The organism is Methylocystis sp. WRRC1 (genome assembly GCF_020733155.1).
In the GTDB taxonomy this organism is placed as follows: Bacteria; Pseudomonadota; Alphaproteobacteria; order Rhizobiales; family Beijerinckiaceae; genus Methylocystis.
In genome coordinates, this window is the sequence record NZ_JAJFZJ010000001.1 from 2,096,131 (window position 1) to 2,119,832 (window position 23,702).

Sequence of the window (23,702 nt, forward strand, 5' to 3'; positions counted from 1 at the left end):
TGGCTCCCGCGCGGAGCCATCGGCTCCGTTAATCCAGCCGATAGGCGGCGTGACAGGCGTTGCAGGCTTGCACGACTTGCGACAGCTCGGCAAGCGCCGGACGCAGGTCGCCGCCCTGTTTGACCTTGGCCGCCTCCTCCGCGAATTTGTCGGCCTGCTGATGCATCGTCATGCCGAGCGCGCGCATTTCGTCGGGCATGTGCTTGGCCATCATCGCCGGCATGTCGCCCAGTTCGCCCGATTTCGCATTGGGCTTGCAGGCGGCGGAGCCCGGCGAGCCGGCGCCGAGCCGCGTCTGCGCGATCTTCGCGGCCGCCGCGCCGTCGCCCTTCGAGAGCGCGGCGAGAATTTCCGCCACCGCCTCCTGATGCCCGCGCATGTTGGCAAGCATCTTCGCCTTCATGGGGCCGGGAACGTCGACCTCGATGCGCGCATCCTTCATCTTCGGCGACATCTGCATGTGTTCGTGATGGTCGCTGTCCTGCGCGATGGCGGCGGCGGCGAAAAGCGAGAGACCGCAGGCGGCGGCCAAGATGGTTTTGCTGCGCATCATCAGTTCCTCCTCGAAAAACGATCGAGCCTAACGCCGTGCGCCGGATTTTTCGCGACGGCGAATCGTCACGGCTTTGTCTCCGGCAGTTTCAAGATCTGTCCCGGGCGCAGCCTGCCCTTGCGAAGGCCCGGATTGACGGCGGCGATGTCGCGCCAGCGTTTCGCGTCGCCGTAAAGCTTCTTCGCGATCCGTTCGAGCGTGTCGCCGCGCTGGACCGCGTAGGTTTTTTCCGGCGCGAGAGGGGGCGCCGGCGGCGCGACTTCGACTGGCGCGACTTGGACCGGCGCGACCTGGACCGGCGGGCCGGCGGCCGGGGGGGCCGCCTGCGGCTCGGGGGGCGTCGCCTTCGGCGCCTCGCCGGCCTCCACCACCTCGAACTCGCCGCGGATCATTCCCATCCAGCAGCTCCATGGAATCACGCCCGTTTCCTTCGGGGTGAATTCGATGGTCTGCAGGCCGGGCTTGAGATCGAACTCGAGCTTCAGCGAAGGGACGATGATGCGATTGTTGCAGCTCGTGAGCTCGGCGGCGTTGATCACCCATTTCACCGGGACGCCGCGAATGAGCGTGAAACGCTTAGGCTCGTAGCCGAAACGGTTCGCCTCCATCTCGATCGTCTGGACCGCCGGAACCTTCTGCTCCGGGACGGAAACGGGCGCGCTCTGACGCATCCGCGCCAGCAGGGAGCCGAGGTCGTAACCCGTCCCGGTAAGGATGATCCCGCGATTGATCATCACCGCGCCGAGCGCAACGACGATCATGCCCGAGGCCTTCAGCAGCCGGTGCGTCAGCGCGCTCGACAGCATCGAGGCGATGACGCCGAAGGCGAGCATCACGGGCAGCGTGCCGAGGCCGAAGGCGAAGAGCATTTTCGCGCCCTCGACCGGACTGCCCGTGCCGGCCGCCATCACATACATCGCCTGCAACGGCCCGCAGGCGATCATCAATCCATTGAGCAGGCCGATGACGAAAGGCTGATGTCGCCCGCTCGCCTCCCGATAGACCCAGTTCTCCAGCGGCGCCGGCAGCCCGAGACGGAACCGGCGCAGCGGCGCGAAAAGGCCCAGCATGTTGAGGCCGAAAATGATGAGAAAGGCGCCCGCCGCAATTCCCGCGACGCCGCGCAGCATGGGCGTGAAGGCGATGACGGCGCCGAGCCCGCCGAAAAGCGCGCCGATCGCCGTATAGGAGAGCGTCTTGCCCGTCCCGAAGGCGACATGGGACATGAGCGAGGAACGGCCGGCGGCGGCGTCCGCCGCCGTATAGCTCACGACGAAGGCGCCGCACATGCCGATGCAGTGGAATCCGGTGACGAGGCCCAGCAGGAAAATGAGCCACAGGCTCATGTGCTGCGTAATGTCGGGGGTCCCGCCCGCGCTGATCCATTGCGTGTCGATATAGATGAGCGCCGCGAGCGCCGCCAGCGCCCCGACGACGACGGCGAGCCGCCGCCAAACGGGCGGCGTCCGCGCCTCGCCGAGTTCGACGCGATAGCCGTTCTGTTCGACGCAGGCCCGGATCGCCTTGAACGTCGTCGCCTGTGGATCATAGTCGACGACGACGGTCTCGGTCGGATAGCTCGCCTTGACGGTCCTCACGCCGGCAAGCTTGCGCAGCCCGATCTCGATGACGCGCTCGCAGCCGTGGCAATGCATGCCGTGCGCGCGGAATGTGACGGTTATTTCGCTCACCAACGCCTCGCCGCCGGCGCCGTTCTCATGTCGGCGCGTACCTATTTGCCGAGCGTATTGACGCCGAGCAGACGATAGGCCGGGCAGAAATTGATGAAGGCCGTCGCCAGCGGCACAATGCCGATGAGACCCCACATCGTCTTCGGTCCGACGAAAACGAGACTGAGCAGGAGGAGACCCGCGGCGATGCGGATCATCTTGTCGGTCTTGCCGATATTCGCTTCCATGGCGTCACTCCTTCAAATTCGACGCCCTTAAGATAGGGCCGCGCAGGTTCCCGCTCAGCGACTTTGTCGCCCAGGAGGCGCGGCGAAGCGCCGCGCCTTATTGTTCGCGGCCGTCCTTGCCGTCTTCTTCGTCGAGTTCGAGCCACATGGCGTTGAGGATGGCGAAGGCGCAGGCGAGGCCAAGGCCCAGGATCCAGGAAAAATACCACATGCGACCTTTTCTCCGCGCTCAGTAATGAAAGTCGTCGCCGGCCTCTATCGCGCTCTCCGTGACCGGCCCGCGCAGCACGTAATAGACCCACGACGTGTAGACGAGGATGATCGGCAGAAAGAACACGACCGCGGCGAGCATGAGTCCCAGCGTCGTCTGGCTGGACGAGGCGTCCCACACCGTCAGGCTGTGATCGGGATGGGAGGACGACGGCAGCAGGAAGGGAAACATGCTGAAGCCGGCCGTCGTCACGACGCCCGCGACCGACAGGCTGGAGGCGAACAGGGCGACTGTCCGCGCGCCGACCGCCAGCGCCACCGCCGCGACGAGCGCGCCGAGATAGGCGAGCGCGGGCGCGGCCGCCGGCCATTTGAAGGCGGCGTAATTGTATAGCCAGCCGCCCGCGCCGGTCGTCACCGTCTTGAGCAGCGGATTCGACGGCCCGGACGGATCGATCTCCGACGTGATGCGGTAGCCGTCGACGCCGAGCGCCACCCACAGACCCGCGGCCGTGAAAAGCAGAGCCAGCGCCAGCGCCGCCACCGCGCCGATGCGGCGCGCGCGGGCCGCGACCTCGCCCTCGGTCTTGCGGGCGAGATAGGCCGCCCCCTGCATCACGATCATCGTCAGGCTGACGAGGCCGCAAAGCAGCGCGAAGGGCCGAAGCAGCCCGATGAGGCCGCCCTCATAGGCGACGCGCAGCGACTGGTCGAAGTGGAAGGGCACGCCGAGCAGCACATTGCCGAAGGCGACGCCGAAGAGGAGCGACGGGAGAAAGCCGGAGATGAAGAACAGCCAGTCCCAGGCGTTGCGCCAGCGGGCCGACTCTCCCTTGCTGCGAAAGGTGATCGCGACCGGCCGCAGGATCAGGCCGAGCAGCACCAGCAGCATCGCCAGATAAAAGCCGGAGAAGGAGGTGGCGTAGAGCGGCGGCCAGGCGGCGAAGATCGCGCCCCCGCCCAGGATGAACCACACCTGATTGCCTTCCCAGACCGGGCCGATCGTATTGAGAATCACACGTCGCTGCGTGTCGTTCCTCGCGACGAAAGGATGCAGGATCGCGACGCCGAGATCGAATCCGTCCATGACGGCGAAGCCGACGAGCAGCACGCCGAGGATCGCCCACCAGATGAGGCGCAGAGTCATATAATCGAGCATCTCTCCGAGCTCCCTTCAGCGCGAGGCGTCATAGGCGGGCTGGGGGACCGGCAGCGGGCCGGCTTTCGCCCCCTCATCCGGCTGCGGACGCGGTCCGATGCGCACATATTTGACGATCAGCGTCACATCGACCACGGCCAGCGCGGTGTAGAAGATCACGAAGGCCGCGAGACTCGCCGCGACATTCGAAGCGGGAACATTGGACACGCCGAGGAAGGTCGGCATGATTCCGTCGATGATCCAGGGCTGGCGGCCATATTCGGCGACGATCCAGCCGAGCTCGGCCGCGATCCACGGCAGCGGCAGGCTGAGCATCGTCAGGCGCAGGAACCACGGCCTTCCGCAACGGCGACGGCTCGACAGGTAAAAGGCGGTCCCGAAGAGGGCGATGAAATAGAAGCCCAGCGCGACCATGATGCGGAACGACCAGAAGAGCACCGGCACGTCGGGAATAGTGGACATCGCCGCCTGCCTGATCTCTTCGTCGGTGGCGTTTTCGATGTCCGGCCTGATGCGTTTCAGCAGCAGCGAATAGCCCACGTCCCGCATCGAATCTTCGAGGTCGGCGGGAACCTCGGCATTGGCGGTTCCGCCCAGCGCGACCATCCACGTATAGCCCGGCAGGCCATTGCGAATGCGCTTCTCGGCGTTGGCGACGAGCGGCTTGATGCCCTCGACCGGCGTATCGAGCGAGCGCGTCGCGATGAGGCCGAGGACATAGGGGATCGTCACCTCATATTTCGTCGTCTCGCTCTTGAGGTCGGGGAAGCCGAAGAGCGTGAAGGACGCCGGCGCCGGCTCGGTCTCCCACATCGCCTCGATCGCGGCGATCTTCATCTTCTGGTTTTCGCCGGCAGTGTAGCCGCTTTCATCGCCGAGCACGACGACCGACAACGCCGAAGCGAGGCCGAAGCTCGCGGCGACCGTCAGCGAACGGCGCGCTATGTCGCGATGGCGTCCGCGCAGGATGTAATAGGCGCCGATCGACATGACGAACATCGCGCCCGTGACATAGCCGGCGCTGACCGTGTGCACGAATTTCGACTGCGCGACGGGATTGAAGAGCACTTCCGAGAAAGACGAAAGCTCCATGCGCATGGTCTGCGGATTGAATTTCGCGCCGACGGGATTGGACATCCAGGCGTTGGCTACGAGAATCCACAGCGCCGAGAAATTGGAGCCGAGCGCCACGAGCCAGGTGACGACGAGATGCTGCACCTTGGTCAGACGATTCCAGCCGAAGAAGAACAGGCCGACGAACGTCGCCTCCAGAAAGAAGGCCATCAGCCCTTCGATGGCGAGCGGCGCGCCGAAGATGTCGCCAACGTAATGCGAGTAATAGGCCCAGTTCGTTCCAAACTGGAATTCCATCGTCACGCCCGTCGCGACGCCCATCACGAAATTGATGCCGAAAAGCGTTCCCCAGAATTTCACCGCGTCGCGCCAGACTTCGCGTCCCGTCATCACATAGACGCTCTCCATGATCGCGAGCAGGAGCGCGAGGCCCAGCGTCAGCGGCACGAAGAGGAAATGATAAAGCGCTGTCAGCGCGAATTGCAGGCGCGAGAGCGTGACGACGTCGAGATCGAACATTTCTTCTGTCCTGCTTTACCTGGATGCGGGCGCGCGATCGGCCAGCGCCGCCGTCATGTCCGCCGGCGTCACCTTCACGCGATGTGAGGGGCTGAAGAACAGCGCATAAAGCGCAAATATCGCGACGATCTTGAAGAGGAGCGCGAGCGTAAGCTCGCGCCCCAGCGGAGTAAGCGTCATATCCGCGGTCCTCTCTGGGCGGCGGCCCCGCGGGGTCGCCAGATTACAGTATGCGGCGCAACCGTTCGATGCCGAGCAGCTTCATGATGTAGCGCTCATAGACTGGTTCGCTCTGTCCCTTGCGCACCTTGCGCAGGAAATATTTTTCATAGGCGATCTTCGCCAGATGCACCCACCGGCCCTCGCTCGACCAGTTGACATTGCGCGGCGGAATTTGCGGCTGCGCGACGAAAGCCACGCCCCTGTCGCCGAAATCTGCAAGGCAAACCGCGTTCCAGGTGCCTTCCTCTTTCGGCTCCTTGCCGTCGATGACCGCGGCGATGTTGTGCGCGGTGGCCGTCACCATCGATTCGATCATATAGCCGGTCTTCGGCATGCCGGTCGCGACCGGCGTCGCTTCCGCCGGCGGAATGGCGACGCAGACGCCGACGCTGAAGATATTCGGGTATCTTGGATTACGCTGGTGCTTGTCGATGATGACGAAGCCGCGCGGATTGACGAGGCCCTCGATTCCCTTCAGCGCCTCGATGCCCGTAAAAGCCGGCATCATCATCGCGAACTTGAACGGAACCTCGTGCTCCTTCTTCACCGAGCCATCGTCGTTGAGTTCCTGACATTTGAGCAGGCCCGGCTCGATCGACGTCGTCTTCGCGTTGGTGATCCATTTGATGTCGCGGTCGCGGAACGCCGATTCCAGCATGCCCTTGGTGTCGCCGACGCCGCCCAGACCGAGATGGCCAATATAGGGTTCGGACGTCACGAAGGTCATCGGCACCTTGTGGCGGATGCCGCGGCGACGCAAATCGGTCGAGACGATCATCGCATATTCATATGCCGGACCGAAGCAGGACACGGCGGGCGCGGCGCCGATGACGATGGGGCCGGGATCCTTGCAGAAGTCGTCCCAGGCCTTCGAGGCGATCTCGGCGTGCTGCAGCGTGCAGATCGAATGCGTGTGGCCGCCGTGCGGGCCGAGGCCGGGAATTTCCTCGAACGCGAGTTTCGGACCGGTCGCGATGACGAGATAATCGTAGGAGACGCTCTCGCCATTATTCAGTTCGACGCGATTCTCGTCGGGATGCAGGCGCTTCGCGCCGATGGACGTGAAGCCGATGTTCTTCTTTCGAAAGACCGGTTCGAGCGGCACCTTCAACTCGTCGGGCTTCCGCCAGTTCACCGCGAGCCACGGGTTCGACGGCGTGAACTGGAAATTCGGAATATCGGAGATGACGGTGACCTGATGCGCCTTCTTCAATTCATCGCGCACTTCGATCGCCGCAGCGACGCCGCCGATGCCGGCGCCAAGAATAACTACGTGAGCCATTTTCTCTTTCCTCCCCACGCCCGCCGGCGCGAGCCGAGACGTGTATTTGACATGCCTAGTTGAATTGAATTCTTCAGCGACTTAGTCACGCTCGTCGTCACAAAGCGCGCGCAAAGCATTGACGTCCATGATTTCCGCGCCGCCGCGCGACAGTTTGACCCATCCCGATCGTTCGAAAATTTTCAGCGTGCGTCCGACGACTTCGCGCGCCGTGCCGAGATCGGCGGCGAGCGACTGCTGCGTGACATTTATGCGATTGTCATTGTCGCGTAACGCGAGGAGGCGCTCGGCAAGGCGCACATTGATGCGCGTGCAAACGATCTCCTCGATGCGGGACATCAGCGTCGCGATGCGCTTGCCATAACCGTCGAAGACCAGCGCGCGAAAGGCGGAGGACGCGTTCATCAGACCGGTAAAACGATCCGCGGGAACGATATAGGCGACGACGTCCGTTTCGGCGACGCCCTCTGCGGCATAAGCGTCGTCCGAAATGAGCGACGCCGTCGTGAGAATGCAGGTTTCGTTCGCGCCGACGCGATAGAGCACGATTTCGCGGCCAGACTCGGTCACGCGCTGAATGCGGACAGTTCCCGACACGACGAGCGGAAACTGCACACATTGATCGCCGGGTCGGAAAAGAACGGCGCCGCGCGGAATCTGTTTGCGGATGGCGGCGTCGCGCAGCATCGCCTTCGTCGCGTCGTCGAGCGCGCGCAGGGAAGGAACTTCGTCGATCCAGTCCGATGGCATGTTCAGCCTTTCGTCGCGAGCCTCACGCAGCCTTCGCCGGATGGAGACTCTTCGTTGCCTGATTTTCTACCGCCCGTCCGGGGTCTGGGTTCCGAACCATTTTGTCTTGACCTGCTCGAAATGGACGCCGGGGTCGTAGAGCGCGACGTTGAGATTGAGCTCGCGCGCCGACAATCTGCCGATCGCGCCCAGCGCCGCATAGGACGCCACCACCCGGTCGCGCTGCGACGTCACCAGCTGCACCCGCGCGTTCAGCAACGCCTGCTGCGCGTTCAGCACGTCTAGCGTCGTCCGCTGCCCGACCTTCGCCTCCTCGCGCACGCCGGCGAGCGCCGTCTCCGCCGCCTTCACCGCCGCCTGTCCCGAGATGATCGACGCCTTCGCCGTCTCCAGCAGGCCATAGCTCGACACCACGCTCGCCCGCACGCTGTCGCGCTGCAGATCGGCGTTGAGCCGCGCCTGGCCCAGCTGCTCCTTCGCCTGACGGATCGAGGCGTATTCGGCCCCGCCCTGATAGAGCGGGATGTTCAATTGCCCGCTCGCCGCGGCCGAGAACTGCCGCGATCCCGGCAGGCCAAGAAACGAATCATACTGGTTCGACAGCTGCGCGTTCACCGACAGCGACGGCGCCAGCGCCCCCTCCGCCACCTTCACCGCGAGCTCCGCCACATCCACCTGATGCAGCGCCGCCGCCACGCCCGGATGTTCGGCGAGCGCGATGGTGATGGCGTCGTTGAGCGACTTCGGCAACAGCGGCTCCAGCGAGCGGCCGGGCTCCAGATTCTTCGGCTCATTGCCGATTATCTGGCGATAATTGGCGACGCTCGTCTTCAGCAGCGCCTGCGCCCCGTAAAACTCCGAACGCGCCTGCGCGAGCGAAGCCTCCGCCTGCGCCACGTCGGTGCGCGTGACCTCCCCCACCTGGAAGCGGTCGCGGGTCTGCTTCAGCTGCTCCTCGAGCACCGCGATATTGCTCTTGCGCAGCGCCAGAACCGCCGTGTCGCGCAGCACGTTCATGTATGCCGTGGCGCCGTTCTGAAGGATCGCCTGCTCGGTGAGCCGCATGGTCGCGCGCGCAGCGAAGACGCCGGACTCCGCCTGCCGCACCGAATTTTCCGTGCGGCCGCCGTCGAAGACGGTCTGCGAGACATTCAGCGTCGCGCCGCGCGGATAGCCGGTGTAGACGTCGCTGAAATTGCCGCCGCCGGAGGCCCCCGCCTGCTGATTGTCGGCGCCGAAGGGGATCTTGATCCGCGCATGCTGCGGCCCTGCCGAGGCGGTGATGCTGGCCTTCGGCCGAAGCCCCGCGAGCGCCTTGGGCGCGTCCTCGTCCCGCACCCGGACGCTGGCGCGGCTCTGGTTCAGATCCGGATTGCCGTCATAGGCCCGCGCCAGAGCGGAGAGAAGGCTCTCCGCAAACGCAGGACAAATGCTCGCGCCCGAAAAGGCGAGCGCGAGAACGATCGAGCGAAGCGACGCTGGCGGGGACGCAGGCATTTCCGCGAGACGAGATCAGAAGGCCGCGCCGGGCTTGACGCCGAAACGCCTGAGCATCATCGCCAGCGGACAAAAGCCCGTGAAAGCCGCCTGCAGGAGATTCACGCCGACGAAGGCGGCGAGCAGCAGCCACCAATCGGAGAAGAAATGTGCGAGCGCAAGGCTCGTCAGCACCATTGTTCCGGCAAAGGCCATGACCACGCGATCTATGCTCATCGGACACGATCCTTGATCTTGGCGCCAGCCGTTTTCCGGGCTCCGGCTTTCGGCGCAGGAGGGGCGACCCCACATTGCTCCGCGCAGAACAATTCGTAAAGCAGGCCAATGACCCGCGAGACGTTTGCGTTGGCCAGAGAATAATAGATCGTCTGTGACGACCGGCGCGTTTTAACGAGATCATCCGCTCTCAGCCGCGCGAGATGCTGCGAAAGAGACGATTGGCTCAGGCCAATCGCTTCCTGCAGCTTCGTCACCGACTGTTCGCCCTTGTGCAATTCGCACAGGACCATCAGCCGGTGGCGATTGGCGAGCGCCTTCAGGAAACTTTCGGCTTCCGCGGCTCTCGGCGCGAGTTCGACCGGATTTACATTCATGACTGCTAAATTACGTTTTGCGAATATAAAAGTCAAGCGGGCTTTGTCGACACAGCGAAAATCGATGGATCGATTTGTCGCATTTCGAGGCTTGGCCGTGATGTTATATTACGAAAATCGAATTTAAGCGAAACCCTAATGAATTCTGGGGTGAAATTCGGGGAGGACGCCATGTGTGGATGTGATCGTGAACCCGCGCGCGGCCGGCGCAACCTGCTGAAGCTTCTGGCCGCCGCCGCGGGAGTCGGCGCGGTCGGCGCATTGTTCGGCGCGGGACCGGCGCGGGCGAAATCGAGCCAGGCGGCCGCAGCCTATCGTGGATCGCCCAACGGGCGCCAGCGTTGCGCCAACTGCTCCTGGTTCGAGCCGCCGTCGGGATGCGGGGTGGTTCGCGGCCCCGTGAGCGCGCGCGGCTGGTGTAATCTCTGGGGTTGAGGCGCAGAAGTCGCGGCGCGGGTCCTGTCTATGGATGGATTCATATCCACTGACGCCCGATGGACGAAAATCGGACTCGCGTCGTCCGGCCAGTTCGAAGATTCGCAGCCGCATCGGCGCAAATGATCGCCTTTTCGTCGAAGCTTTTGGGCGAATCGCGCGGAAAGGCTGACTGCGTCCGTTCAACTGATCTTTCGGGCGCGTTCGGGAGTTTCGCCAATGGCGTCGGCGCGGGACGCTCTCAGCGTCCGACCGCAAGCCCCGGCACGATTTCGAGCGCTTCGGCGGGAGAGCGGAAGGGGATGGAGTTGACCTCGCCGCCCGTAAAATAGCGTTCGCTCGATGATGAATGGTGACGCGGATGGCGGGGATAGTCGATGCGAGGCCCGAGCGCCGCGTCGCTCGGCTCGCCACGCTCTTTCTGGCGGTTCTTCGGCGCATGCCTGTCGGCGACAAGGGAGGCGCCGGGGAGCGCTGCGAGACCGAAGACCATCCCGATCGCTAATCCTGCGAGAATGGCGCGCCTGTTCATTTTCTTCCCCGCATCGGGCTTCGAGCCATGCTTTTCCAGATGTTATCCGAGAGCGAAAATCATAGATGATCGGAGCTAAACACGCCATAGTTGTGAGCGACCGGCCTTGCGGGCCGGGCTATTAAATTCGTTCTTGCTAATTTATATATTGCGAATATAACCTTCGACAATCGCCGCCACGGGGAGACTTGATGCGCCGCTTCCGCCTGCCCCTTTTCCGCGCCGCTGCGATTGCGGCGCTCGCTTGCCCCGCCACCGCGGGCGAGGTCACGCTTCACCTTGCGCCCGTCGACGATCTGAAGGCCGTCGTCGCATCCGTGGAGCCCGCGCATCAGCTCATCGCCCGCGCGCGCATCGGCGGCACGGTGACGGCGCTCAAGATTAAGGAAGGAGACGTCGTCGCCGCCGGCGCGGAGCTTGCTTCCGTCGCCGATCAGAAACTCTTTCTGCAGATGCAGGCGCTCGACCAGCGCATCCGTTCGCAACAGGCGCAGCGCGACAAGGCAAGGACGGATTTCGAACGCGCGCAGGAGCTTCTGCGCCGCGGCGTTTCGACCAAGGTCATGTACGATCAGGCCAAGACCGGGCTCGACGTCGCGGAACGCAATCTCGCCGCGCTGCAATCCGATCGCAGCGTCATCGAACAGCAGGCGGCGGAAGGTTCGGTGAAGGCGCCGGGGCCGGGGCGTATTCTCACGGTCCCCGTGTCGGTCGGCCGCGTCGTGATGCCGGGAGAAACGATCGCGACGCTCGCCGAGGATAAGTATATTCTCCGTCTGCAATTGCCGGAGCGCCATGCGCGATTCATGCGCGCCGGCGACCGCGTCGAGATCGGCGAGCGCGGATTGCACGCCGACGCCCATGGCGCCCGCAAGGAAGGGCGCGTGCGGATCGTCTATCCCGAGATCCAGGGCGGTCGCGTGATCGCCGACGTCGAGGTCGAGGGGCTGGGCGATTATTTCGTCGGCGAGCGTGCGCGCGTCTATGTCACCACCGGAAAGCGCGACGCGATCCTTGCGCCGAAATCAGCGATCTATCGCCGCGCCGGCGTCGATTTCGTTCGGCTCGGCGATGGTTCGGAAATCGTCGTGCAGACGGGCGAGACCCATGGCGACGCAATAGAAATCCTCTCCGGCCTGCATGACGGCGACGTGGTGCAGACGCCATGAAGCAAGAGACGAAGGAATCATTCCACCCCGGCATTTCCGGAACGCTGACGCGCGTCTTCATCAATTCGCCGCTGACGCCGCTGCTGCTGCTCACCTCGATTCTCGTCGGCCTCATCGCATTGCAGGCGTTGCCGCGCGAGGAGGAGCCGCAGATTTCCGTGCCCATGGTCGACATTCTCGTCCAGGCCAACGGCTACAAGGCGGAAGACGCGATCGAACTCGTCACGCGCCCGCTCGAAGACATCGTCAAGGGCATCAATGGCGTCGAGCATGTCTATTCGCAGACGCGCGACGACAGTGTGATGGTGACGGCGCGATTCTTCGTCGGCACGCCGCAGGACAACGCCGTTCTGCGCGTGCATGACAAGATACGCGCCAATATTTCCGATCTGCCGAAGGGAATCCCCGAGCCGCTCATCATCGGGCGCGGCATTGACGATGTCGCGATCGTGGTGCTGACGCTTTCCGCGAAACCGGAACATGCGGACAAATGGACCGACAACGGCCTTTATCAGGTCGCGGCGGAATTGCAGCACGATCTCACCAAGGTCGACAATGTCGGGCTCAGTTACATCGTCGGCGGCAGCCCCAACCAGATCCGCGTCGAGCCCGATCCCGAGCGCCTGTCGCAATTTGGCGTGACGCTCAACCAGCTCATCGACAAGCTGACCAACGCCAACCGCTCCTTCATGGTCGGCTCATTCCGCGAGGGCAATCGTTCGGTTCCGGTCGTCGCGGGACAGACGCTGCAGGGCGTGCCGGATATCGGTCTCCTGTTGCTGACGACGCGCGACGGGCGGCCCGTATATGTGAAGGACGTGGCGGATGTGATTGTCGGCGCCGCGGAGCCCGACAAGCGCAGCTGGACCATGACGCGCGAGAAGGGCGGCGAGCTTCTGAAGCGTCCGGCCGTCAGCATCGCCATCGCCAAGCGCAAGGGCGCCAATGCGGTGATCGTGGCCGAGGAGGTGATGCGTCGCCTCGATTCGGTCAAAGGCCGCATCGTTCCCGAGGATCTCGAGATCACCGTCACCCGCGACTATGGCGAGACGGCCACTGAAAAGGCGAACGAGCTTCTCTTCCATCTCGCGCTCGCGACCGTGTCCATCGTCGCGCTCATCGTCGTCATGGTGGGCTGGCGTGAGGGCGTCGTCGTTTTCGTCATCATTCCGACGACGATCCTGCTGACGCTCTTCGCCTCATGGCTGATGGGCTACACGATCAACCGCGTCAGCCTTTTCGCGCTCATCTTCTCCATCGGCATTCTCGTCGACGACGCCATCGTCGTCGTCGAGAACATCGTGCGCCACTGGCACATGCGTGGCGAGCGCAGCCTGATCGACACGGCGGTGGAGGCCGTGGCGGAGGTCGGAAATCCGACCATCGTCGCGACGCTCACCATCATCGCGGCGCTGTTGCCGATGATGTTCGTCTCCGGGCTCATGGGGCCCTACATGAGTCCGATCCCGGCGAACGCCTCGCTCGCCATGGTTTTCTCCTTCTTCGTCGCCATGACGATCACGCCCTGGCTGCTGCTGAAGATCGCCGGCAAGCGCTTCGAGCAGGAAGGCGGCGCGGGTCACGATCACTCGCATGAGCGCGGCGCGATGGGCGATTTCTACGCGCGCATCGCGACGCCGCTGTTGCAGGGGCGCAAGCGTTCGCAGCGATTCCTCATCGCCGTTGGCGTGGCGACGCTGCTTTCCATGGGGCTGTTCGTCACAAAGAGCGTGCGCGTAAAACTTCTGCCCTTCGACAACAAGTCGGAGATCGCCGTCGTCGTCGACCTGCCGCGCGGCGCCTCTCTGGAGGAAACCGACCGCGTGCTGACCGCCGCGGCCGAGCGGCTGAAGGACATTCCGGAACTTACCTCCATCCAGTCCTATTCAGGCACGGCGGCGCCCTTCAACTTCAACGGCCTCGTGCGCCATTACTATATGCGCGCCGCGCCGGAGATGGGCGATCTCGCGATCAATCTTCTGCCCAAGGACGAACGCAAGCGCGCGAGCCACGCCATTGCTCTGGAGATTCGCGAGAAGCTGAAGGGCCTGCCCATGCCGGAGCACACCGCGATCAAGGTCGTGGAAGTGCCGCCGGGCCCGCCCGTGCTCTCGACGCTGCTTGCGGAAGTCTATGGCCCGGACGCCGAGACGCGGCGCGAGCTGGCGACGAAGCTGCGCAAGGCTTTCGACTCGGTCGACTTCGTCGTCGACACCGACGACTCTTTCGGTCAGCGCGCGGAGCGGCTGCGCTTCGAGATCGATCAGGAGGCGCTCGAATTTCACGGCGTCGAGGAGCGCGCCGTCTATGACACGATCGGCGCGCTCGTTGGCGGCGTGAAGATCGGCTTCTCGCAGCGCGGCGGCGGCGCCAAGCCGATCGATATTTCCGTCGCGCTTCCGCGTTCGGCGATGACGACCGGCGAGCGCATTCTCTCGACGCCGCTCCCCGCCGGCGGCACGCCGCGCCAGGGCGCCAATGTCGAGCTCGGCGACGTGGTGAAGGCGACGCGGGAACTCGGCTCCTATCCGATCTTCCGCCACAACGGCCGCTTCGCGGAAATGGTGAGCGCCGAAGTCGCCGGACGATTCGAGGCGCCGATCTACGGCATGTTCGCCGTCGAGGACGAGATCAAGAAGATCGACTGGGGTCCGAAAGGCGCGCCGACGATCAAATATCACGGCCAGCCGCTCGACGACTCGCAGCCCACTTTCCTCTGGGACGGCGAATGGGAAGTCACCTATGTCACCTTTCGCGACATGGGCGCGGCCTTCATGGTGGCCCTGCTCGGCATCTATCTGCTGGTCGTCGCGCAATTCGGCTCGTTCAAATTGCCGCTCGTGATTCTGGCGCCGGTGCCGCTGACGCTGGTCGGCATCGTCATCGGCCATCTGCTGTTCAACGCCGCCTTCACCGCGACGTCGATGATCGGCTTCATTGCGCTCGCCGGCATCGTCGTGCGCAATTCGATCCTGCTCGTCGACTTCATCCGCCACCTGCGCGAGAAGGGCATGCCCCTGCGCGCCGCGTTGATCGAGGCAGGCGCGGTGCGCTTCAAGCCGATCTTCCTCACCGCCGCGGCGGCGATCATCGGCGCGGCCTTCATCCTCACCGATCCGATCTTCCAGGGTCTCGCCATCTCGCTCGTCTTCGGCCTCGCGTCGTCGACCGCCCTTACCCTGCTCGTCATTCCCGCGATCTATGTCGTCCTGCGCGACGACGAACGCCCCCCGGCGCCGGCGCCGGCAGATGAAAGGAGGCCTGCATGATCAACGACTGGCCGGAGCTCGCGAAGCTCCTCACGGCGGATATTCGCAACCTGCGCGTCGGCGCGCCGGATGTGATGAAGGCCTTCTCGTCGATGGCGACGTCGGCGGGAGCGCCGGGCGCGCTCGACGCCAAGACGAAGGAATTGATCGCTCTCGCGGTCAGCGTCGCGGTGCGGTGCGACGACTGCATCGCCTTCCACGCCAAGGCGGCCGCGCAGCGCGGCGCGACGCGCGAGGAGGTGCTGGAGACGCTCGGGATGAGCATCTACATGGGCGCGGGCCCTTCGGTGATGTACGCGAGCCATGCGCTCGCCGCCTTCACCCAGTTCGAGGCCGGAAAACCGGCCGAAGGTTAGGAAAGGAAAGCAGAATGCTCTCAGGTCTCATGTCGAAACTCGCCGGCGGCGGCGGAGAACTTCCGACGATCGAACACGACGACTTCGCCCGCGCCGTGAAGGACGGCTCCTGCTGCATCGTCGACGTGCGCGAGCCGCATGAATATGCGGCGGGCCACGTGCCCGGCGCCACCAATCTGCCGCTGTCGCAGTTCGATCCGGCGAAACTGCCGGGCGGCAAGCCGGTGGTCATCATCTGCCAGGCGGGCGGACGCTCCGCCAAGGCGTTGACCGCCGCCATGCGCGCCGGCTGCAAGGATGTCAGCCATTATGCGCCCGGCACCGGCGGCTGGCGCGCCCGCGGCGGCGCGGTGCAGGCGTAACGCAAACAAAAAAGCCGCGGGCGTTCTCGCTCGCGGCTTCTGGAGCATATTCGGCAAATTTTGAATTCGCCGAATTTGCTCTGGGTTCACATCTTGTCGCGCGTCCAAACGGAAAACCGCATACACTTTTCCTGAACGCGCTTTGAAAACTGCCGAGGCGGCCTCCTGCTTCGAGACGCGAGCCTCGCTCGCTGCCCAGCATGAGGCCCAATTGCGGCGGGGCAGAAAGAAACACCTCATGCTGGGGAGCCTGCGGAGCAGGCGTCTCGAAGCACGAGGGGCGTCATGAGCGTTCCGTCCGCTGTCACATCGCGCAGCGGTCACTCTTAATTACGCGGCCTTGCCGATCTCGGTCGCCTTCGGAACCTCGATCAGCTTGCCGGTCTTGACGTCATAAATGTAGCCGTAGATCGGTACGTTCTTCGGCACCAGCGGATGCGAGCGGATGCGCGCCACGTCCTGCGCGACGCTCTCTTCCTGATTCTTGATTGTGTGCCATTTGATGAAATGGCCGGCCGCGCAGCCGCCGCCATGCTGCGGGTTCGACCACTTCAGCGTCGACATGTCGAGCGCGGCGGTGGCGAGGCTGTCCTCGAGCAGGTCGCCCATGACCTCGTCGCAGAAAAGCTCCATCCCGCAATTGGTGTGATGGATCACGAACCATTCCTTCGTGCCCAGCAGCTTGTGCGAGATCACGAGCGAACGGATCGCGTCGTCCGAAGCGCGGGCGCCGGCGTTGCGAATCACATGGGCGTCGCCTTCCGAAAGGCCGGCGTATTTGGCCGGGTCGAGACGCGCGTCCATACAGGTCAGGATCGCGAAGCCCCGCGCCGGCGGCAGCGCGAGTTCGCCCTTATTGCTGAAGCCCGCAACATAAGCGGCGTTTGCCGACATGACTTCATCGACGATCTTGCTCGCCATGTTTCTCTCCCATTGCTCTCGTTGTTTTGAACGACTCTATTTTTTGACGGCGTGCGACTGTGTGACGCTCCCTCCGTATTTTCAAGAAAAATGACTCTGCGATCTTCGTGACAAAGTCGCTTGATTGCGTGTCGGCATGAAGAAGTTGACAGAATCGCGCCTTGTTACTTTATAACATCCGCCCCATGGCCGCCGCGCCGCAACACAAGACTTGGTGTTCGAATGTCCGAACTTGCTGACCTTTTGCCCGGTTTCGACTCGCACTGGATCGATACGCAGGCTGGAAAAATCTTCGCGCGGTCGCATGGCGCGGGACCGCCGCTCGTGCTGCTGCATGGCTTCGGCCAGACGCTCGTCGCCTGGCGCAGGATCGCGCCGGCGCTGGCGAAGCGCTTCACCGTGGTCGCGATGGATCTGCGCGGCTATGGCTGGTCCGCCGTTCCCGAGAGCGAGAAGGGCGAGGCCTATACGAAGCGGGAGATGGCCGACGACGTCGTCAAGGTGATGGAGGCGCTGGGGCATGTGCAATTCGCGCTCGTCGGTCATGATCGCGGCGCGCGGGTCGGCATGCGTCTCGGGCTCGACCATCCGGGGCGCCTGACCAGGCTTGCGCTGATCAACATCGCGCCGATCGACGACGCCTTCGGCGCGGGCGATCTGCAGCGCATGGGGCGCGCGCGCTTTCTCTCCGCCGAAGCGCCCAGGCCCGAGGAGCTGATCGGCCTCGATCCGGCCGGCTTTCTCGACGACGCGCTGAAAAGCTCAACCAAAGAGAAGACGCTCGACGTCTTCGGGCCGCAGGCGCTCGCCCATTATCACGCCGCATTCAACGAACCGACGCGAATCCACGCCTTCTGCGAGGACTTCCGCGCCGGCGCGACCATCGACCGCGATCAGACCCTCGCCGACAGGGAGGCCGGCCGGAAGCTTCAGGTCCCGACTCTCATTCTCTATGGCGAGACGACCTTCCCCGCCGACGGCCCCTCGCTCCTCGACGCATGGAAGGAGTTCGGCGACACTATCACGGGCGCGAGCGTCGACAGCGGCCTTTATGCGATGGAGGAGGCGCCTGAGGCGACGCTCGCCGCGCTGGAGGGTTTTCTTTAAAGATCAGCGCCGCGCCCGAAAGAAGTCGCGCAGCAGCTGCGCCGCCTCGCTTTCGCGTATGCCGCCATAAACATCCGGCGCGTGATGGCAGGTCGGCTGGGAGAAGAAGCGCGGCCCGTGATCCACGGCGCCGCCCTTCGGATCTTCCGCCGCGAAATAAAGCCGGCGGATGCGCGCGAAGGAGATGGCGCCCGCGCACATGGCGCAGGGCTCGAGCGTGACATAGAGATCGCAGTCAACGAGCCGCTCGGAGCCGATCGCGGCGGCCGCCTGCCGTATGACCAGCATTTCGGCGTGAGCGGTCGGGTCGCGGTCGCGCAGCGTGCGATTTCCCGCCGCCGCAATCACCGCGCCCGCGCGCGCGATCGCCGCGCCGACCGGCACTTCCTCGGCGCGCGCCGCCTCACGCGCGGCGGCGAAGGCGGCGGCGAAGGGGTCTGTCACGCTCATTCTCAATTCTCCGCCGCAATTGTCCGAGCATCGCGCTTCAAAGCCCGCGCAACGCCTGCTATCAGAACTCATGGCTGACAAGAAACCGACGAAGCGCCCCGGCGCGCCCGGCGGCGATCGCCCGATGCGGCGCCGCGCCCCCAGTTCCGACATGACGCGCGACGAGGCGCGCAAGACAACCGGCCCCCGCAAGCCGGGATTCGCCAAGACGGCCGCTGAAAAACCGCGCGGCGAAAAATCCGGCAAGCCGCGCGGCGCCGTCGAGCGCCCGAAACGCGCCGCGAGGCCAGCGCCCGCGCCGGTCGAGAAAACCAGCAGCTTCGAGGGCGAGCGCATCGCCAAGGCGATGGCGCGCGCGGGCGTCTGCTCGCGCCGCGAGGCGGAGCAATGGATCGCGGAAGGCCGCGTCGCCGTCAACGGCGTCGTGCTGCCGAACGCCGCCTTCAATGTGAAGGAAGGGGACAGGATCACCATCGACGGCGCCCCCATGCAGGAGCGCGAGCGCACCCGCCTTTTCCTTTTCCACAAGCCCGCCGGCTACGTCACGACGGCGCATGATCCCGAGGGACGCCCGACTGTCTTCGCCTTTCTGGAGGAGCGCCACGGCGAGCTTCCCCGCGTCGTCAGCGTCGGACGGCTCGACATCAACACCGAAGGACTGCTGCTTCTCACAAATGACGGCGGCCTCGCGCGCACGCTGGAATTGCCGGCGACCGGCTGGACGCGGCGCTATCGCGTGCGCGTCCATGGCGACACCGATCAGGCGCAACTCGACGAACTGCGAAAGGGCGTCACCATCGACGGGGTCGTCTATGCGCCGATCGAGGCGCGGCTCGAGCGCGTGCAGGGCGCCAACGCCTGGATCGCGATGAGCCTGACTGAAGGCAAGAATCGCGAGATCAAACGCGTGATGGCGCATCTCGGGCTCGACGTGACCCGGCTGATCCGCGTCTCCTACGGGCCGTTCCAGCTCGGCGAACTGGCCGAAGGCGCGGTCGAGGAAGTGAAACTCAAGATTCTGCGCGAGCAACTGGGCAAGAGCCTCGCGGAGCTCGCCGGCGTCGACTTCTCCTCGCCGGTGCGCGAACGCACCGCGACCGAAGAACAGGAAATGCGTGAACGCGCGGAAAAACGCCCGCGCAAGCATGTCTCGGTGTTGCGCAAGCAGCGCGACGAGAAATCCGGGAAGGGCCCGCGCGCGCGCATCGAACGCGGCGCCACCGCCGATCGCAAGGGCCGCGCCGTCGTCGTCGAGCGCGTCACGCCGACCGCTCGAAAGGCGGAAAGCGAAACGACGACGCGCAATGCGCGGCGCTTCGAGGCGATGCGCGGCGAAGGGCGGCGGCCAGGACCGGAAGGCGGGCGCGCCGAAAGGCCGGCGCGCGAGGAGCGGGGCCAGCGCGAAAGCTTTGCGCGCGGAGAGGGTCGCCGGGACGAGCGACGCGCGGGCGACGCTCGCCGCCCGCCGCGTTTCGAGGAACAGCGCGGCGAAAGACCCGCGCGCGCGCCACGGGAGCGCATGGGGGAACGGCGCGACGAACGTCCAAGGGATGCGCAGAGATTCGAGCGACGGCCGGATGATCGCGCGGGCGGCCGGTCGTCTGGCGAGCGCGCAAATTATCGCGCCGGCAATCGGGACGAGACCCGCTACGAGAAGCGTCCCCCCCGTCGCGACGGCGACGAGGCCCGGCCGGCTTCGCGCGCTCCGCGCGGCGCGGGCGCGGCGCGCGATGAGAGACCGCGGAAGTTCGACAGGCCCCGCGGCGACCGCGAATTTTCAGCGGCCGATCGCAAACCGGGCGCGCGCAAATTCGATCGCCCGCGCGAGGCCGCGGACGCGAGACCGCCGCGCGCCGGCGGGCCGTCCAGAGGTACGCGCAGCGGACCGGGGGCCGGGCCGGGCAGAGGTCCTCGCAAAGGTCCTCCGGGAGGCGGTCGCGGCGGACCCGGCAAGGGCCGGCCCTCGGGTCCGCGCAGGCCGCGCGGGGAATAAGCCATGCGCATCGTCGGCGGCGCGCTGCGCGGGCGCGCGCTTTCCGCCCCGCGCTCGCAGGCGATTCGCCCGACATCCGACCGCCTGCGCGAATCGGTCTTCGACATTCTCGCCCACGCCTTCGGCGATCCCGTCGCCGGCGCGGCGGTCATTGACCTCTACGCCGGCACGGGGGCGCTCGGCCTCGAGGCGCTGTCGCGCGGCGCGGCGCGCGCGCTTTTCGTCGACGATGGAGCCGAAGCGCGCGCCCTGTTGCGCGCGAACATAGAAGCGCTCGGCCTCGGCGGCGTCACACGCGTCTTCCGGCGCGACGCGACGAAGCTCGGACAGGCGCCGCCGGGAGAAGTCTTCTCGCTCGCCTTTCTCGATCCGCCCTATGGCAAGGGGCTCGCGGCGCCGGCGCTCAACGCGCTGATCGACGGCGGCTGGCTTGCGAAGGGCGCACTCGTCGTCATCGAGGAATCGGCCGACGCGCAGATCGAATTGCCGGAAGGCCTCGCGCAGGAAGACGCGCGCCGCTATGGCGACACGCAATTCGTCTTCGCGCGTCACGCGGGCTGAACTTCACGCCTTCGACTTCAGCTCATAGAGCGCCGCAAGCGCGGCGCGCGGGCTCATCTGATCCGGATCGATCTTCGCGAGCGCCTCGCGCAGAGCGTCCTTGGGTTGGGAGATTTCGGCGAAGCGCTTGAACAGCGGCAGATCGTCGATCAGCGCCTCGACCGGCGCGCGGCGGTCCGCCGCCTCCAGCTCCGCGAGAATGGCGTGGGCGCGCGAAACGACGCTCGCCGGCAGGCCCGCGAGCTGCGCGACATGCACGCCATAGGAGCGGTCCGCCGCGCCCGTGACGACTTCGTGAAGGAAAACGACCTCGCCCGCGTGATCGGTCACCTTCATCGTCAGATTGACGAGCCGCGCCATGCGTTTAGACAGCTGCGTGAGCTCGTGAAAATGCGTCGCGAAAATCGCGCGCGAGCGGTTCACTTCATGCAGATGCTCGATCGTCGCCCAGGCGATGGAAAGGCCGTCGAAGGTCGCCGTGCCGCGGCCGATCTCATCGAGGATGACGAGCGAGCGCGGCGTGGCGCAGTTCAGGATCGCCGCCGTTTCGACCATCTCGACCATGAAGGTCGATCGCCCGCGCGCAAGATCGTCGGAGGCGCCGACGCGCGAAAAGAGACGATCGACGACGCCGATGCGCGCCTCGCGCGCAGGCACAAAGGAGCCCGCCTGCGCGAGCAGAGCGATCAGCGCGTTCTGGCGCAGGAAGGTCGATTTGCCGGCCATGTTGGGGCCGGTGACGACGGCGATGCGGCCAGCCTTGTCGCCCGAGAGATCGCAGTCATTCGCCGCGAAGGCCTTGCCCTGCGCCTCCAGCGACGCCTCGACGACGGGATGGCGCCCGCCGATGATCGCGAAGTCGAGCGAATGGTCGACGAGCGGTCGCGTCCAGCCGCGTTTTTCGGCGACTTCCGCCAGCGCGCTCAGAACATCCAGCCGCGCGAAACCCTGGGCGAGATTCTGCAATTCATCCGTTCGCGCGAGAATGTCGGCGGCGAGCGCGTCGAAAATCGCGAGTTCGCGCGCGAGCGCGCGGTCGGCGGCCGACGCGATCCTGCTTTGCAGCTCGACGAGTTCGCGCGTCGAAAATCGCATCGCGTCGGCCATGGTCTGGCGATGGGTGAAGGTTTGGTCGAAAGGCGGGCGCAGCAGCTTTTCGCCCTGCGCCGCCGGCAATTCCAGAAAATAGCCGAGAAAGTTGTTGTGCTTGATCTTCAGCTTCGTTCCGGTCTGGTCCGCATAGCGCGACTGAAGCGAGGCGATCACGTGACGGCTTTCGTCGCGCAGGGACCGCGCGTCGTCGAGCTCCGCGTCGCGGCCTTCGCGGATGAAATCGCCGCCGCGCCTGTCGAGCGGAACGCTGTCCCCGAGGCTTCGCGCAATTTCATGCGCAAGCGCTGCGTCGGCTGTCGCGAGCATCGCGACGTCGCGTGCGATTTCACCCGGCGCCCCTCCGCGCGCGAAAAGCTCCGCGACGTCGCGCGCCGCCGTCAGCGCGGCGCCGACGCTTGCAAGATCGCGCGGGCCGCCGCGTTGCAGGGACAGGCGCGAGACGGCGCGCGCGAGATCGGGCGCGCGGGCGAGTTTCGCGCGCAACGCAGAACGGATGTCGGGATTTTCGAGAAAGAACGCCACCGCGTCGTGTCGCGCGCCGATGAGCGCGGGATCGGTGGAGGGCGCGGCGAGGCGTTCGGCCATCAGACGCGCGCCGGCGGAGGTGACGGTGAGATCGACGACGGAGAGGAGCGAGCCTTCGCGCGCGCCGGACAGCGTGCGGGAAAGCTCCAGATTGGCGCGTGTCGCGGCGTCGATGTCGAGCGTCGCGCTTTCGCGCAGACTCATCGGCCGCGCCAGGGCGGGGCGACTCCCCTTCTGCGTGCGCTCGACATAGAGGATCGCGGTCGCGGCGGCCGAAATCTCCGCCTCGCTCAGCGCGCCGAAGCCGGCAAGCGTCGCGACGCCGTAAAAATCCTGCAGCCGGCGCGGCGCGTCGCCGGCCTCACGGCCGAGCGGCGCGACCGGCGCGCCGACGCCCGAGAAAACGGCGACGACATGGTCGTCCCGGCACAGCGCCTCGGCGGCGACGATTTCACGCGGTTCGAGCCGCGCGAGCGTCGAAGCCAGTTCGCTCTCCGCGCAGTCGCTTACGGTGAAGGCGCCCGTGGAAATATCCACGCTCGCCAGACCATAACGCCAGCCGCCATCGGCGCCGCGTATCCTTGAAACGGCGGCGAAGGCGTTTGCGCGGGCGGGGTCGAGCAGCGCGTCTTCGGTGATCGTGCCGGGCGTGACGAGGCGCACCACGTCCCGCCGCACGACGGATTTTGCTCCACGCTTCTTCGCCTCCGCCGGGTCCTCGATCTGCTCGCAGACGGCGACGCGAAAACCGAGCGCGATGAGCTTTTGCAGATAGTCGTTGGCGCGCTCCACCGGCACGCCGCACATGGGTATGTCTTCGCCCAGATGCTTGCCGCGCTTCGTGAGCATGATGCCGAGGGCCCGCGCCGCCGTCTGGGCGTCGTCGAAGAACAATTCGTAGAAATCGCCCATGCGGTAGAAAAGCAGGCAATCGGCGTTCGCCGCCTTGATTTCTATGTATTGCGCGATCATCGGCGTCGCGCGGGCTTGCGCCTTGTCGTCGGCAACGATGGGTTGGGGGGCGGCCACGGTCGTCATCGGGCCTATTTTAACGATGCGGGCGCGCCGCCGCCATGCAGGAGCGCGTCTTCAGCGTCGTCCGCGCGAGCGTTCACAGAAATTTGGCGGGTGA

24 protein-coding genes are annotated in these 23,702 nt (G+C 65.4%); 8 read left to right on the plus strand and 16 right to left on the minus strand.

The annotated features are described in order from the left end of the window. Positions 1-28: 28 nt before the first annotated feature. The 12 genes from LG047_RS10135 to LG047_RS10190 all read right to left on the minus strand — a co-directional run bounded on the left by LG047_RS10135 (position 29) and on the right by LG047_RS10190 (position 9,777). The gene (locus LG047_RS10135; protein ID WP_227966527.1) at positions 29-553 is read right to left on the minus strand and encodes a hypothetical protein; all 525 of its coding nucleotides are present in this window, start codon (positions 551-553) and stop codon (positions 29-31) included. Between the two features lie 65 nt (positions 554-618). Then, the gene (locus tag LG047_RS10140) at positions 619-2,244 is read right to left on the minus strand and encodes a sulfite exporter TauE/SafE family protein (RefSeq protein ID WP_227966528.1); all 1,626 of its coding nucleotides are present in this window, start codon (positions 2,242-2,244) and stop codon (positions 619-621) included. Positions 2,245-2,285: 41 nt separating this feature from the next. After that, the gene (locus tag LG047_RS10145) at positions 2,286-2,471 is read right to left on the minus strand and encodes a DUF2892 domain-containing protein (RefSeq protein WP_036284383.1); all 186 of its coding nucleotides are present in this window, start codon (positions 2,469-2,471) and stop codon (positions 2,286-2,288) included. Between the two features lie 97 nt (positions 2,472-2,568). Next, positions 2,569-2,682: a cytochrome bd-I oxidase subunit CydX gene (gene cydX / locus LG047_RS10150; RefSeq protein ID WP_036284386.1), complete on the minus strand. Its 114-nt coding sequence runs from the start codon at positions 2,680-2,682 to the stop codon at positions 2,569-2,571. Positions 2,683-2,700: 18 nt separating this feature from the next. Then, positions 2,701-3,840 (minus strand): cytochrome d ubiquinol oxidase subunit II, encoded by a 1,140-nt coding sequence (gene cydB, locus LG047_RS10155; protein ID WP_227966529.1) that lies wholly within the window; start codon positions 3,838-3,840, stop codon positions 2,701-2,703. 15 nt (positions 3,841-3,855) lie between these two features. Continuing rightward, a complete protein-coding gene (locus LG047_RS10160) occupies positions 3,856-5,433 on the minus strand; it encodes a cytochrome ubiquinol oxidase subunit I (protein WP_227966530.1) in 1,578 nt (525 codons plus the stop codon). Positions 5,434-5,448: 15 nt separating this feature from the next. After that, positions 5,449-5,613 carry a cytochrome oxidase putative small subunit CydP gene (gene cydP, locus LG047_RS10165; protein ID WP_036284393.1) on the minus strand — a complete coding sequence of 55 codons (165 nt, stop codon included), beginning with the start codon at positions 5,611-5,613 and terminating at the stop codon, positions 5,449-5,451. 43 nt (positions 5,614-5,656) lie between these two features. Next, positions 5,657-6,937: an NAD(P)/FAD-dependent oxidoreductase gene (locus LG047_RS10170; RefSeq protein WP_036284395.1), complete on the minus strand. Its 1,281-nt coding sequence runs from the start codon at positions 6,935-6,937 to the stop codon at positions 5,657-5,659. Between the two features lie 81 nt (positions 6,938-7,018). Next, a complete protein-coding gene (locus tag LG047_RS10175; RefSeq protein ID WP_036284399.1) occupies positions 7,019-7,687 on the minus strand; it encodes a Crp/Fnr family transcriptional regulator in 669 nt (222 codons plus the stop codon). Between the two features lie 66 nt (positions 7,688-7,753). After that, positions 7,754-9,184 carry a TolC family outer membrane protein gene (locus LG047_RS10180; protein WP_227966531.1) on the minus strand — a complete coding sequence of 477 codons (1,431 nt, stop codon included), beginning with the start codon at positions 9,182-9,184 and terminating at the stop codon, positions 7,754-7,756. Between the two features lie 15 nt (positions 9,185-9,199). Then, complete coding sequence (locus tag LG047_RS10185; RefSeq protein ID WP_036284405.1) at positions 9,200-9,400, minus strand: DUF2892 domain-containing protein; 201 nt, start codon at positions 9,398-9,400, stop codon at positions 9,200-9,202. Further along, positions 9,397-9,777, minus strand: coding sequence for a helix-turn-helix transcriptional regulator (locus LG047_RS10190; RefSeq protein ID WP_036284408.1), 381 nt, complete (start codon positions 9,775-9,777; stop codon positions 9,397-9,399). The genes LG047_RS10185 and LG047_RS10190 overlap by 4 nt, the downstream gene beginning before the upstream one ends. A gap of 138 nt (positions 9,778-9,915) precedes the next feature. Here LG047_RS10190 and LG047_RS10195 point away from each other — a divergent pair, with 138 nt between their 5' ends. After that, positions 9,916-10,212 (plus strand): twin-arginine translocation signal domain-containing protein, encoded by a 297-nt coding sequence (locus LG047_RS10195; protein ID WP_227966532.1) that lies wholly within the window; start codon positions 9,916-9,918, stop codon positions 10,210-10,212. Positions 10,213-10,453: 241 nt separating this feature from the next. Here the strand turns inward: LG047_RS10195 and LG047_RS10200 are convergent, their stop codons facing one another. Then, entirely contained in the window at positions 10,454-10,744 is a 291-nt protein-coding gene (locus LG047_RS10200; RefSeq protein ID WP_227966533.1) for a hypothetical protein, read from the minus strand. Positions 10,745-10,935: 191 nt separating this feature from the next. On the opposite strand from LG047_RS10200, the gene LG047_RS10205 reads away from it, so the two are divergent. The 4 genes from LG047_RS10205 to LG047_RS10220 are packed head-to-tail and all read left to right on the plus strand — an operon-like array spanning position 10,936 to position 15,900. Then, the gene (locus LG047_RS10205) at positions 10,936-11,913 is read left to right on the plus strand and encodes an efflux RND transporter periplasmic adaptor subunit (protein ID WP_227966534.1); all 978 of its coding nucleotides are present in this window, start codon (positions 10,936-10,938) and stop codon (positions 11,911-11,913) included. Beyond that, positions 11,910-15,182: an efflux RND transporter permease subunit gene (locus tag LG047_RS10210; RefSeq protein ID WP_227966535.1), complete on the plus strand. Its 3,273-nt coding sequence runs from the start codon at positions 11,910-11,912 to the stop codon at positions 15,180-15,182. Before LG047_RS10205 ends, LG047_RS10210 begins: the two co-directional genes overlap by 4 nt. Beyond that, positions 15,179-15,538, plus strand: coding sequence for a carboxymuconolactone decarboxylase family protein (locus tag LG047_RS10215; RefSeq protein WP_036284420.1), 360 nt, complete (start codon positions 15,179-15,181; stop codon positions 15,536-15,538). The genes LG047_RS10210 and LG047_RS10215 overlap by 4 nt, the downstream gene beginning before the upstream one ends. A gap of 14 nt (positions 15,539-15,552) precedes the next feature. Beyond that, positions 15,553-15,900 (plus strand): rhodanese-like domain-containing protein, encoded by a 348-nt coding sequence (locus LG047_RS10220; RefSeq protein ID WP_036284422.1) that lies wholly within the window; start codon positions 15,553-15,555, stop codon positions 15,898-15,900. Positions 15,901-16,230: 330 nt separating this feature from the next. Here LG047_RS10220 and LG047_RS10225 read toward each other — a convergent pair whose 3' ends face one another. After that, positions 16,231-16,821 carry a carbonic anhydrase gene (locus LG047_RS10225; protein WP_227966536.1) on the minus strand — a complete coding sequence of 197 codons (591 nt, stop codon included), beginning with the start codon at positions 16,819-16,821 and terminating at the stop codon, positions 16,231-16,233. Between the two features lie 222 nt (positions 16,822-17,043). Here LG047_RS10225 and LG047_RS10230 point away from each other — a divergent pair, with 222 nt between their 5' ends. Next, entirely contained in the window at positions 17,044-17,928 is an 885-nt protein-coding gene (locus tag LG047_RS10230; RefSeq protein ID WP_227966537.1) for an alpha/beta fold hydrolase, read from the plus strand. Positions 17,929-17,931: 3 nt separating this feature from the next. Here LG047_RS10230 and LG047_RS10235 read toward each other — a convergent pair whose 3' ends face one another. Beyond that, positions 17,932-18,378, minus strand: coding sequence for a nucleoside deaminase (locus tag LG047_RS10235; protein ID WP_036284431.1), 447 nt, complete (start codon positions 18,376-18,378; stop codon positions 17,932-17,934). A 70-nt stretch (positions 18,379-18,448) separates the two neighbouring features. On the opposite strand from LG047_RS10235, the gene LG047_RS10240 reads away from it, so the two are divergent. Next, positions 18,449-20,371: a pseudouridine synthase gene (locus LG047_RS10240; RefSeq protein WP_227966538.1), complete on the plus strand. Its 1,923-nt coding sequence runs from the start codon at positions 18,449-18,451 to the stop codon at positions 20,369-20,371. A 3-nt stretch (positions 20,372-20,374) separates the two neighbouring features. Continuing rightward, on the plus strand, positions 20,375-20,932 hold the full coding sequence (gene rsmD, locus LG047_RS10245) for a 16S rRNA (guanine(966)-N(2))-methyltransferase RsmD (RefSeq protein ID WP_227966539.1): 558 nt from the start codon (positions 20,375-20,377) through the stop codon (positions 20,930-20,932). A 3-nt stretch (positions 20,933-20,935) separates the two neighbouring features. Here the strand turns inward: rsmD and mutS are convergent, their stop codons facing one another. Next, on the minus strand, positions 20,936-23,608 hold the full coding sequence (mutS, locus tag LG047_RS10250; protein ID WP_227966540.1) for a DNA mismatch repair protein MutS: 2,673 nt from the start codon (positions 23,606-23,608) through the stop codon (positions 20,936-20,938). Positions 23,609-23,702: the final 94 nt, after the last annotated feature.